General features: G+C 33.8%; 8 protein-coding genes. 6 read left to right on the forward strand and 2 right to left on the reverse strand.

The features are described 5' to 3' along the window. Positions 1-200 precede the first annotated feature (200 nt). Together KF816_05585 and KF816_05590 are read left to right on the forward strand one after the other, a co-directional pair. The gene (locus KF816_05585) at positions 201-599 is read left to right on the forward strand and encodes a T9SS type A sorting domain-containing protein (protein MBX3007487.1); all 399 of its coding nucleotides are present in this window, start codon (positions 201-203) and stop codon (positions 597-599) included. Positions 600-726: 127 nt separating this feature from the next. Further along, positions 727-1,926, forward strand: a complete 1,200-nt coding sequence (locus tag KF816_05590) for an aminotransferase class I/II-fold pyridoxal phosphate-dependent enzyme (GenBank protein MBX3007488.1) — start codon at positions 727-729, stop codon at positions 1,924-1,926. 39 nt (positions 1,927-1,965) lie between these two features. Here KF816_05590 and KF816_05595 read toward each other — a convergent pair whose 3' ends face one another. After that, positions 1,966-6,054, reverse strand: coding sequence for a response regulator (locus KF816_05595; protein MBX3007489.1), 4,089 nt, complete (start codon positions 6,052-6,054; stop codon positions 1,966-1,968). A 55-nt stretch (positions 6,055-6,109) separates the two neighbouring features. Further along, complete coding sequence (locus tag KF816_05600) at positions 6,110-8,686, reverse strand: response regulator (GenBank protein MBX3007490.1); 2,577 nt, start codon at positions 8,684-8,686, stop codon at positions 6,110-6,112. Positions 8,687-9,010: 324 nt separating this feature from the next. Here KF816_05600 and KF816_05605 point away from each other — a divergent pair, with 324 nt between their 5' ends. Genes KF816_05605 through nuoI form a run of 4 tightly spaced genes read left to right on the forward strand, consistent with a single transcriptional unit; the run spans position 9,011 to position 13,547 of the window. Then, on the forward strand, positions 9,011-10,285 hold the full coding sequence (locus tag KF816_05605; protein ID MBX3007491.1) for an insulinase family protein: 1,275 nt from the start codon (positions 9,011-9,013) through the stop codon (positions 10,283-10,285). A gap of 12 nt (positions 10,286-10,297) precedes the next feature. Continuing rightward, positions 10,298-11,965 (forward strand): (2Fe-2S)-binding protein, encoded by a 1,668-nt coding sequence (locus KF816_05610; GenBank protein ID MBX3007492.1) that lies wholly within the window; start codon positions 10,298-10,300, stop codon positions 11,963-11,965. Between the two features lie 36 nt (positions 11,966-12,001). Next, the gene (nuoH, locus tag KF816_05615) at positions 12,002-13,033 is read left to right on the forward strand and encodes an NADH-quinone oxidoreductase subunit NuoH (GenBank protein MBX3007493.1); all 1,032 of its coding nucleotides are present in this window, start codon (positions 12,002-12,004) and stop codon (positions 13,031-13,033) included. 16 nt (positions 13,034-13,049) lie between these two features. After that, positions 13,050-13,547, forward strand: coding sequence for an NADH-quinone oxidoreductase subunit NuoI (gene nuoI / locus KF816_05620; GenBank protein MBX3007494.1), 498 nt, complete (start codon positions 13,050-13,052; stop codon positions 13,545-13,547). Positions 13,548-13,550: the final 3 nt, after the last annotated feature.

A 13,550-nucleotide genomic window follows, 5' to 3' on the forward strand; every position in this document is an offset into this window, starting at 1 on the left:
AAGAAGTTGTACTAAGCTGGCAGACTGCCACTGAAATAAATAATTATGGATTTGATATAGAGAAAAGAGTACTCGGAACTAATCTTTATTCTGAGGGTTGGCAAAAAATTAGTTTTGTTCAAGGGCATGGAAACTCAAACTCACCAAAAAAATACTCATTTACAGATATTCTTAAAAACACTAATTTTTATTTACCAGCAATGCTTCAATACAGGTTGAAGCAAATAGATTTTGATGGTCAGTTCGAGTATAGTGATATAGTTGAGGTTAATATAAATGGAGTACAACAATTTATACTAGAACAGAATTATCCTAATCCATTTAATCCAGAAACAACAATAAAATATTCTGTCCCGTCTGGTGTAGAGACCTCATATCCCGAAGAATCGAGACAAGTTATGACGTCTCTACGGGTTTATGACATTCTAGGGAGAGAAATAGCCACACTAGTTAATGAAGCAAAATTGCCGGGTAACTACAGCATAAAATTTTCCATAAAGGAATTTGATAAAGAAAGACCACTCTCCAACTCAATCTATTTTTATAAACTGCAAGCCGGCAATTTTATTCAAGTTAAAAAAATGATTTTGATGAAATAACAAAATATTTAATAGATAAAAATCATTATTGTGATAGGTTTAGCCATTAAATATCCTCACAATATTTTGCGCTTCTTATCGCAAAAGATTAATTTTTCTTTCAAAGAATGAAATTTTGGAGTGAGTAATGGGAAAATTTTCTGTTAAACCTGCGGTGCGTACGAATAACATAACTTACGCTGTTAGAGACATTGTTGTTTTAGCGAATGAAGTGGCAAAGAGCGGAAAAGAGATGCTCTACTTAAATATCGGTGATCCCAATTTATTTGACTGGGAACCGCCGACACACCTTATTGAAGAAACTTATAAGGCTATGTTGAATAATAAAAATGGATACGCTCCTTCTTCGGGAATAAAAGTAGCAGTTGATGCAGTTTCGAAGGAAGCGGAAAAAAAGGGTATCTCAAATATTCAGGATATATTTATTACTACTGGAGCCAGTGAAGCAATAGATATATGTTTAACCGCTTTGGTAAATGATGGGGAAAATGTTTTAACCCCCACACCCGGCTATCCACTCTACACCGCTATTCAAAGTAAACTTCAAACTATGGAAAATCCCTACTATCTTGATGAATCTAACGGGTGGCAGCCCAGCATAGAGGATATTAAAAGTAAAGTAAACTCAAAAACGAGGGGTATAATACTAATTAATCCTAATAATCCTACCGGTTCAAACTGCTCCTTGGAAACTTTAAAACAGATCATTGAAATCGCGAGAGAAAATAACCTTGTAATTTTTGCAGATGAGATTTACGATAAATTATTAATGGATGGTAAAAAACATGTCTCAATTGCCTCACTCGATTCTGAAGTACCAATGATTACTTTCGGCGGGTTGTCTAAAAACTATATGGTCCCCGGATTTAGAATTGGATGGGGGATAGTAAGCGGTGCTAGAGAAACTTTAGCAGATTATGTTGAAGCAATTAATAAATTATTGAGATCACGATTGAGTGCCAATCATCCCGAACAGTATGGAATTGCCCCCTCATTATTGGGAGATCAATCGCACCTTGAAGTGGCAATGAAAAAACTTACAACAAGAAGAAATTTAACGGTTGAAATGATGAACTCAATTAGTGGGATAACTTGTGTAGCGCCAGAAGGAGCTTTCTACGCATTTCCTCAAATTCATGGTATTAAGGATGATGAAGATTGGACAAAAAAATTAATTCAGGAAACCGGAGTTGTGGTTGTCCCAGGAAATGGTTTTGGCCAGGTTCCAGGTACTAATCACTTCCGTATTGTATTTCTTGCTCAGGAACAGATACTGGAAAAGGCATACAAAGCAATTGGAGATTTTCATCAGCGGTATATTGGATAATATTTTGCAGCCATTAGTTTATAGCTAATGGCTGAATAGTTAGCTACAAAGTTTTATTATCGATTCTTCATCAAATTGTTTCGACAATTCCTTAACTTTATTCACGAATAGAATATATTTTTCTTCGGTAGACAATTCATTTAGTATGCTATCGATCGATCCATAATCCCCCAACCCAACATGTTTAATAATTCTCTCAATAATATCTTGTGGTGGTTTAACAATTTCATTGATATTTGTTTTCGGTTTTTGCCTTGTTGAGGCTAATGTTAAATTTATATCCTGATCAAGAATCCAAGTTAGATTTAAGTATTTTTCTATAACTTCAAGCAATCTATTAGTTTCTATTGGTTTTGAGACAAGATCATCACATAATTTTTCGAATTTTTCCATTCTCAACGCATCGGCTACAGCGGCTGAAACCCCGATTGATTTCAAAGTAGAGAGGGATTTATCTTCTCGAATTATTTCCATTGTTTGTATTCCGTCAAGATCGGGCATCAATAGATCGATTAGCATTAAATCGGGTTTTTTATTTTTTATGTATTGAATTGCCTCCATGCCGTTAAACGCTGTGATTATATTAAACCCTAAGGGCTCTAAAACCGAAGTTAACATATTTGTATTAATTAAATTATCATCAACTAAAAGAATAGTTTTGCGTTCCCCCAAATAACCAATGATATTCGATTCCGTTCTAATTTGAGTAACATTTTTATTCTGTGAAACTTCAAACTCAAGTTCCACCGAAAAAGTAGTTCCGTTACCAACACTACTTTTTACTGAAATATATCCATCCAGCAATTCTACTATCTTTTTAGTTATAGCCAAACCAAGCCCGGTTCCCTCAATTTCTGAAGAAGCTTCTTCACGAGAAATAAAAGGTTGAAATAACTTGTCTAGTTTACTTTCCTCAATCCCTGGACCTGTATCAATTACTTCAAAGATTATTCGTGCCTTGGTAAATGGAGTTTCACGCGATAGTTTGGTGGCATGTACAAATTCTTGGCAAGAAGTTTTAAATGTAACGCTACCTTTACTAGTATATTTAATAGCATTTCCAAGGAGATTTAAAAGTATTTGCTTCGTTTTTTTAGGATCGCCGATAATATAATTTGGAAGATCAGTAACTTCTTCATAATTAAAAGTAAGATCTTTTTCTATTGCTTTCACTCTAAGAGTGCTAATTACCTCCTCAATCAACATTTTAAAATTGAATTCGATTGAGAGTACACTATCTTTATGTGCTTCAATTCTTCTTAAATCCAGAATGTCATTAATTAAAGTGAGGAGATGTTCGCCGCTTTGCTGGACTGTTATTAACTGATCCTTCTGGTTCTCAGTCAAGTTGTTCTGCTTTCTCAATATTTGAGTATACCCCAAAATGGCATTAAGCGGAGTTCTTAATTCATGACTAATATTGGCTAGGAACTCACTTTTAGCTTTATTAGCCGCCTCTGCTTCTTCTTTTGATTTTATAAGTTTTTCTTCTATCACTCTTCTTTCAACAATTTCATCCTCAAGAGTTTTATTACTTTTTTGTAATTCATCTGTTCTTTCATCAACTAATATGGCAAGCTGTTTATTTCTTTTTTTAATGTTTTTAGTTTTTGTTTTGTATCCCACATAGATTAAAGTAAATAAAAATATTAACACAGAAATTCTAAAAACCCATGTTAACCAGAAGGGGGGTGTGATAATTATTTTTATAGAAGCACCGGTTTGATTCCAATACCCATTATGGTTTGAGCCGCGGACTCTAAATACATATTCGCCGGGAAGTAAATTAGTGAAAGATGCAAATCTTCGTTTACCGATGTAATTCCAGTTAGTATCCAATCCCTCTAAAAAATAAGAATATTGATTGTTTTTGGGATTTGCGAAATGAAGCGCTGCAAATTCAAAAGCTATATCGTTTATATAATAGGGGAGTTCAAACTCTTTGGTTTCTCCAATTGAGTATTGAAGAATATTACCAAATTGCGAACTACCAGGTGTAACTAATTGATTATTTATTAATAACTGTGTTATCTCAATTTTAGGAGTAAATTCATCATCACTCACATTTTGGGGGTAGAATAAATTAAATCCATTTTCACCACCAAAAATAAGTTCTCCCGTTTCCTCTATTTTCGCGCAGGCACCTACCGAAAATCCATCACTCTGTAATCCGTCATCAGTATTATAATTCTTGAATGTTCCCTTTATTGGATCAAACTTTGAAATACCTTTATTTGTACTTATCCAAAAGAACCCTTTATCATCTTCAACAATTCCTTGAATATTTTTGTCAGGTAAACCATCTTTTATAGAATACTTTAAAAAGCTTATGTCTCTATTTTTCTCTATATCGCCAATAATCTTATTCAAACCCTGTGTAGTGCCTATCCAAATATTTCCTTTAGAATCCTCGAATACTATTAATATGGTATTATCACTAATACTTTTTGGATTTTTTTGGTCATACTTATAATGAACGAATTCTTTTTTTTGTCGATCAAAGTAGTTCAATCCGGCTTCGGTACCAACCCAAATTCTCTTCTTACTGTCTTCAAGAATGCACCAAACAATATCTGATGAAATTGTTTTTGGATTATTCGGATTGTGTGTGTAATTGATGAATCTATCAGTGGATTTTTCTAAGAAGCTTAGTCCACCGCCATATGTTCCCACTAATAGATCATTATTATTTGTGACTACTAATGAAAACACAGTATTACTTATTAGATTGCTATTTAAATTTGTGTAGTTCTTAAATTTTCCCGAAGCTTTATCTATTCTCGAAATACCATATTCAGTTCCAACCCATATATTTTTATAATTATCATAAGCAAGAGTTCTAACTTTATTGCTTAGTAAACTATTCTCGGGATTTCCAGCATCATGTCTGTAATTAATGAATCTATCGCCGTTTGAGCTGCGTACCAATTTATTTAGTCCACCTCCATAAGTGGCAACCCAAATTTGATTTTTTGATTCAACCAAAAAGTGCATGATATTATTATTGGTGAGAGCCTTAGTTTTATTGGGTTCAGTTCTATATGTCTCGAACTGTGATTTTTTAAAGCTCAGTTTATTTAATCCGCCCCCGTAGGTACCAATCCACAGAATACCAGTTCTATCTTCTAAAAGCCAAGTTGTTATATCACTGCTTAACGTTTGAGAATTAAAAGGATTTTTTTGATAATGATAAAATATATTTTTCTTTCTATCAAACAGATTAACTCCACCATTTGATGTCGCAATCCATAAATTTCCATTTCTATCTTCAAGTATGCCTCTTATATCAGAATCATTGATGGAGTAGGGATTATTCGGAATAGGGAGATATCTTGTAAAATCGTCACTCTCTTTATTATATCTATGGAACCCTCCGGTTGTCCCAACCCACATTACACCATCTTTATCTTCCTCAAAGCAAATTATGTAGTTTGTTGCCAATGATTTTATATTCATAGTACTGGGAAGATATTTTCTAAATTTCTTATTCAAAGGATGGTAAATAAATACACCATTGGCGGTCCCAATCCAAATTTTCCCCTCTCTGTCGGTATAAAGTGCTCTAATGTTTTTTTCACTCAGGCTATCAGGATTAGTTGCATTGATGTTTATTACTCGTTGATCTCCATTTTTAATATTCATCTTCCGAAGCCCCCCCTCACTGCCAATCCACAAATAACCGTCTTTATCAAAAGTTAAAGCTTTAATTCTATCCCAAAGTAAATTGTCTTTGAATCTTGGATCTGAATTATATCTTTTGAATTTATCTTGCTTACGAATATATTTATTTAGTCCTCCTCCATACGAACCGATCCAAAGGTTTCCCTCTTTATCTTCAACTAATTGACTGAAATTATGCCCTTGAAGAGTTGATGTATCAACTAAATCTGATTTATAAATTTTGAAGTTAATACCATCAAATCTATTTAAGCCGTCGGAGGTTCCAACCCATAAAAAATCTCTGCTATCCTGAAAAATGGTTGTAATAATATTTTGCGAAAGTCCATCATTTGTTGTCAAGTTTTCAAATTTAAAACGAGGCTGTTGAGCGTTGATATTTGTTAAAAGAATAATCAACAAAATAAGATTGGCTTTTACTAAAAAATTATTTGATGAATAGTTAACCATATTAACTCTATTTATATTTATCTATTATTTGAGGCGTCACGAAGAATTTTATAACCTATTCTATATTAAAAATATCCTTAACAAGGTTTATAACCTCATTTTTTGCGACAGGTTTTGCAAGAAAATGATTAAATCCTTTTTCGATAAGTTCTTTCTTGTTTAAGTCTGATGCATAACCGGTAACAGCTACCATCGGAGTATTTTGATAAAGAGGATTGATTCTCAATTTATTAAGTAATTCAATTCCATCCATTCCCTTGCCAAGATTGATATCTATTAAAAAAAGATCATAGATTTTTTCATTTGATAATGATAAAGCTGTTTCTCCATTCATAGAAGTTGTTACATTTCCGAATTTTGAAAGAAACCATTGAAGTACTTCTGCATTAATCGGGTTATCCTCAATTACCATAATTTCGTTAACTAATTTTGGCACTGCGCTCTCCTCTTTATTTGAGGGATTAGAAGAATTACTCCCATCTTTTATTTCTCCAATTTGTCTCGGGATCTTGAGTGTAAAAGTTGAGCCGATTCCAACTTCACTTTCTAATGTAATTTCTGTTTTTAGTATTTCGGCAATTTTTTGTGAAATATTTAAGCCGAGTCCTAGCCCTTCATAATGGCGGCGGTATCCCTCGCTTGCTTGTCTAAATTCTTTAAAGATAAGATTATGATCTTCTTTTTTAATCCCAATGCCCGAATCGATAATTGCGATTGTAACAAAATCATTTTGCCCGGTTACAGTAGAAACTGTGACTTTAATTCTAACTCCACCGGAGTGTGTAAACCTTACCGCATTTTCGGCAATATTATAAATCATTTTTCTGAGAAGTGATTCATCAGAAATAATCTCGACTAACTCTTCAGCAGATTCGATATTAAATGATAGTTCATGTTCCATAATTAGTGAATGGAGAGAAACTTTAATTTCCGAGAGAAGTTCCACCAGATTAAACTCGGTAATACTCAAACTGCTTCTTCTGCTTTCTAACTCAGTTAAAGTTAGAACAGAGTTAAGAGTATTTAGAAGTCTCAACCCGGATAATCTGATTTTAGAACCCATAAGTTTAATTGGATCCGAGCCTCCATCTTCCTCCAATAATTGAGCAAAACCTAAAATTCCATTAAGTGGAGTCCGGAATTCATGCGAGAGGTTTGACAATAATGTATCTTTTAATCTGCTAGCGTGTTCAGCTACTTCTTTAGAATTAATTAATTCATCAATCATTTTTTTACGTTCAGTAACATTGAGAAGAGATCCTCTGCCTCCACAAAATTTTCCATTTTTATCAAAAATCGGGAAACCGGAACAGGATGCCCAAATAATACTTTTGGATTTTGTTAGAAGTTTAACTTCATGGTCCCGTACCTCTTTTCGCTGAATAATTAATTTTCTAACAAACTTTTTTATTTCATCAGAATCATCATCCGGAACAAAATCAAAAAAATTCATTTTGCTCTGCACTTCATCAGGTCGGAATCCTAATACTTTGAAAGCAGTTTCACTTATAAATTGAAAATTACCCTCCTTATCAACCGACCAAACCACAACCTGGCTCTGTTGCGAAACTTGCTGAAAGAGTATTTCAGTTTCCCTTAATTGTTTGTCTGCATCTTCTAACTCTGACCTTTCCTTTAATGATTTAAAACCGAACGATAAATCTTCTGCAACTTCAGTCAGCATTATTAATTCATCTTTATCTAGCAAAAAATTTTCTTCAAAATAAATTATGATGAATGGCACTCTGGTGTTGTAATGCAGAAGGGGGAGTAAAATGAAATTCTTAAATCCATTATTAAATATTTTTGTAACTGATGCCAGCTTCTCCGAAGTTATCAGATTTCCTTTAAAGAATCCTAAATTGTTCAATTCATCAACATCAATTCTTCCTATAGATATTGATTCTTCTTTATATTCTTGAGATGGTGCTGCTTCTTTATACCATATCTTCATAGAATATAATTTTGAGTCTAAAATCCCAAATAGGGCATTTTTATAACCGGCAGAATCAATAATTATTTTTACGGCGCTTTCTAATAATTCTTCTTCGAAATTTGAACGAACAATCAAATGGTTTACATCACTTAAAATTCTAAGAGTTCGATTAACTTTGGCGAGCTCTTGAGTTCGACTATTTACCCGTTTTTCTAAGTTTTGATTTAGTTCTTTAATTTTATTTTCAGCGTTTTCTCTTTCGTTAATTTCATTTTGGAGTTCAACATTTTTGGAGAGCAGCTCTGTCTGTATTTTTTTTAGCGAGATGTGGGTTCTAATTCTTGATAAAACTTCATCAATTTCAATTGGTTTTGTTACATAATCTATAGCCCCAACCTGAAATCCTTTAACTTTACTTTCAATTGCGCTCAAACCGGTCATAAAAAGAATAGGTATATCTTTTACTTTTTCATTACTCTTTAATCTTCTGCACGTTTCAAATCCATCAATCCCCGGCATCAGTACATCCAGCAGAATTACATCCGGCATTATTTGCTCGACCCGGTCAACTGCCTTATCGCCGCTGGTAGCAATAAATACCCGATAGCCCTCCTGCTCAAGTGTTTCTCTTAATAAACCCACGGTTGAGGGGGTATCATCAACTACAAAAACTTTTCCTTTAACATTTCGAATCATTAGTCAGTATAGCTTAAAAAGTTTGATATAATATAGTTTTATAAATAATTATCGAATCAATTTGGAATTATTATAGCCGATATTATTGATATAGGCATTTCAAAAGTAAAATAGGTAAGTAGAATAAATAATTCAATCTGAATCGATGCATGATCTTCTCTGATGAGAATCGAAATAATTTAATTGCCTAATTTCATGTTTATAATTTCTCTATTTGAAATTAAATGTAACATTTAAACTTAATGTTAGTCTATTGCTAATTCTTTGCAATAGAAGAGAATTTTCCCATAAAGTTGTTACGAACAATTACTTATATTTGCACCAATTATTAATGGAAATTATTTGTCGCTCAAAAATATCAAGATAACTACCCTGGATAATGGCATAAAAGTTATATCTGAGAGAATAAAGTTTGTAAACTCGTTTTCGTTGGGATTTTGGTTTAATGTAGGTTCCGCGGATGAAACCGAAGATGTAAATGGAATAAGCCATTTTTTAGAACACATGTTTTTTAAAGGAACTGTAAAAAGGTCGGCAAAAAAAATTGCTGAAGATGTTGAATCTTTGGGAGCTTATTTAAACGCTTTCACCTCAAAAGAACATACTTGTTTTTATGGCAGGGGACTCAATATTCATCTCCCCAGAATATTTGAAGTATTAGCAGACATGGTTCAAAATTCTTTATTTAGGCCTTCCGATATTTCTAAAGAATCGGGTGTTGTAATTGATGAACTTTACGATATCGAGGATTCACCTGAAGAATTAATTTTTGATAGGTTTGAAAGCACTGTGTTCAGTGGCAACACAATTGGTATGCCTATTATTGGTACTGTTGATAACTTAAAGAAATTTAGAAGAAAAGATCTGCAAAAATATGTTGATGAAAATTATACGTTGGACAGAATGTTTATTGTAGCCAGCGGTAATGTTGAACACGATGAGTTAATCAGACTCGCGAAAAAATTTGTTACTAAAAAATTCAAATCCACGAACGGTAAAAAGCGAAATATAATTCTTCAACCTTCGAACGATTTTTTTGTAGAAAAAGAAACCCAGCAGACCCACTTTATACTCGGTAAACCTACTTATGGTTATAAAGATAAAGAGAGAGTGGTACTCAGTGTAATGTCCCATATACTTGGAGAAGGAAGCAGTTCCAGACTTTTTCAAAAATTGCGTGAAGAGAATGGCATTACATATCAAATTAATTCTTTCCTTAATTCATTTTATGATATGTCCACCTTTGGGGTATATCTTTCCACAAATGAAAAAACTTTTTATAAAGCTCAAAAATTGGTTTATGAGGAAATCAGAAAGATTAAAACCAAAATGGTATCAAACGAAGAACTTGATCGCGCAAAACAATATTTGATTGGCAATATGCTTCTTAGCCTCGAAAGTGTAAATAACCGGCAGATGAGAATCGCCCAATCATATATTTATTTCGGTAAAATTAAAAGTACACAAGAAACTATAGATAAAATTAATGCGGTTTCTAAAAAAGAAATTATAAATTTTGCTAACGAATTATTTGAAAATGGTACTCTAACAAGAGTAATTTTGTCTCAAAAAAATTTATTGCTCTCAAAAGCAGCTTAAAGGAAATGAAATATGCCGACAATCACTATTGACGGAAAACAGATAGAATTTAAACAGGGTCAAACTGTAATAGAAACCGCGCGCCAGGCTGGAATTGAAATCCCTCATTTCTGCTGGCATCCAAGTTTATCGGTTTCAGGTAATTGCCGGGTTTGCCTCGTTGAAATAGAGAAGATGCCCAAACTTGCAATTTCATGCGCTACTTTATCAACCGATGGAATGGTGGTACATACAAAATCGCAGAAAACTCTCGAAGCTAGAAACGCGGTGATGGAATTCATTTTAATTAATCATCCGTTGGATTGCCCAATCTGCGATGAAGCTGGCGAATGCAAGCTTCAAGATTATGCTTATCAACACAGCGTAGGTGAAAGTAGATTTGAAGAGATAAAACAGAGAAAAGAAAAAAGAGTTCAGCTCGGTCCACATATAAAATTTGATGGTGAAAGATGTATCTCCTGTTCTCGATGTATCCGATTTTCAGATGAAATCGCCAAAGAGAATCAACTTACATTTACCAAAAGGGGTGATAAAGTTACAATTACAACATTCCCGGGTGAATCATTCGATAATCCTTACACTCTTAATACTGTAGATATCTGTCCGGTTGGCGCATTAACTAATAACGATTTTCGCTTTAAATCGAGAGTGTGGGAGATGTCCTCAACAAACTCAATTTGTGTTGGATGCTCTCGCGGATGCAATATTGAAATTTGGGTTCGCAACAATGAAATATTACGATTAACCCCCCGCCAAAATGATGAGGTTAATAGTTACTGGATGTGTGATAATGGAAGATTGAATACATTTAAATTTGTTAATGCCGAAACTAGATTTGTTAATCCGGCAATTAGAATTGATGGTAACCTAACCGATTCTACATGGGATGAAATTATTCCTATTACGGTAAATAAAATTAAAGAATTTAAAAAGGGAGAAGTAAGTTTTATAGGATCAGCTTTCGCTACTGTTGAAGAGAACTATCTAATTCAAAAATTGGCAAAACAGTTTGGCTCTTCTCAAGTAGAATTTCTTGAATTTAATATCCCCGGCGATAAAGATGATATTTTAATTTGTGAAGATAAATCGCCAAACAGTGCCGGAGCAAAATTGGTAGGTTTAAAAGCTAGTGCCGATCTATCAACTTTGGCTCTTCAAATAAAGGAGAAGAAAATTAAAGCACTAGTTATTCTCAATGATGATTTATGTTCTGTGAATGAAGAATGGAAAGAGCTTTTAACTAAACTTGGATTATTAATTCAAATCGCTTCAAATAAAAATTTAACATCTGAATACGCGACCATAATTCTGCCGGCTTCAACATATGCTGAAAAGCATGGTACATTTGTAAATGTTCAAGGAAGAATTCAAAGGATTAAACCTGCAGTTATTACCGAAGAAATGGATAGAGCAATTGATGGAATGAATATGAGCCGCTGGGATAAGTTCGGAACTAAGTTTGATAGATGGAATCAAGGTAAAAAGTATAATTCTCGCCCTGCCTGGAAAATTTTAGCCGCTATCGGAAATGAGTTTGGCATAAAAAATAAATTTGATTTAGCAGAAAATGTGTTTAGCGAAATTTCATCCTCTATACCTAGTTTCAAGGGAGTTGATTACGATTCTATCGGTGAACAGGGGATAACATTAAATATTAAAGAAAAAGTGGCTGCCGTTTAATCGCTGCCATCAAATGAAATCAAGGAGAATTAATTAATGAGTATTCTTGAAATTATAGTAATCTCTCTTATAAAGATTTTAATTGTTGTTTCGCTAATGCTTACAACGGTTGCATATCTAGTTTATTTTGAAAGAAAGATAAGCGCATGGGTTCAAAATAGAAAAGGTCCAAACAGAGTTGGATGGCTTGGTTTGCTTCAACCATTTGCCGATGTTGCAAAATTAGTTTTTAAGGAAGATATTATTCCGGCTAAAGCTAATAAACCGTTACACGCACTCGCCCCATTCATTGCGCTCTTTGTTGCATTCACTACATACGCCGTAATTCCAATTGGACCGGCCATAGACGTATTTGGATATAACATAAATTTAGTTGTAGCTGATGTGAATATTGGAATACTATATGTACTAGCATTTACCTCGATTGGTGTGTATGGAATTACACTTGCAGGCTGGAGTTCAGGAAGTAAATATTCACTTCTTGGTGGAATTCGTTCCTCCGCGCAAATGATCTCCTATGAAGTTTCAATGGGATTTTCGATCGCCGGTGTAATATTAATGTCGGAATCACTCAGTCCGGTTAAAATTGTTGAATCGCAATATGGATTTATGTGGAATGCACTGGTTCAGCCAATTGGATTTATCACATTTTTAGTTTCGGCATTCGCAGAAATTAACCGCCTTCCATTCGATCTTCCCGAAGCAGAACCTGAATTAGTTGGCGGTTATCATACTGAATACAGTTCAATGAAATTTGCCGGATTCTTTTTAGCCGAGTATGCAAACATGATAATTGCTAGCGGTATGATTGTAACATTATATCTTGGTGGCTGGCAGGTTCCATATATCGATAAACTTGGATTGGGAACTACACTTACAACCATTATTCAAGTTGGATCATTCTTCGTAAAAATGGGCGCTTTAATGTTTTTTATAATTTGGGTTCGATGGTCAATCCCCCGATTCAGATATGATCAACTAATGAACTTGGGTTGGAAAGTTATGTTTCCGCTATCACTGTTAAATATTTTATGGGTAGCTCTATTAATTATGATTTTCAATTTATAATTGGTGAAAGGTTTTTATGTCATCTAAGAAAAGAGATAAAGATTTAAATTTATTCGAGAAATTATATATTCCTGAAATAGCCAAAGGGATGGCATTAACTCTAAGGAATATGTTTCGTCCGGCAGTTACAATGGAATATCCCGAAGTCAAATTTGATCCGCCGGCTTCATATAGAGGAAGACCGGTCTTAGTTCAAGAAAATAATGGTCAAGAAAGATGTGTAGCATGCGGATTGTGTTCACGTGTTTGCCCTGCTTTGGCTATTGAAGTTCAAGCCGCCGAAACTGAATATGAAAAAGAAAGATATCCTGAAAAATTTGAAATAAATATGTTGAGATGTATCTTCTGCGGATTCTGCGAGGAAGTTTGCCCCGAGGAAGCAATTGTTATGAGTAAAGATTATGAATTAGTATTCAGCAATCGAAAAGATGCTATTTATGGGAAAGATAAATTGTTAGTCCCGGTAGAAGATTTAAAAGACCGAATTAATTTCTTAAGAAAATTTAAAGGTTAATTT

The sequence above is a fragment of the Melioribacteraceae bacterium genome (genome assembly GCA_019638015.1).
Lineage (GTDB): Bacteria > Bacteroidota > Ignavibacteria > Ignavibacteriales > Melioribacteraceae > JAHBUP01.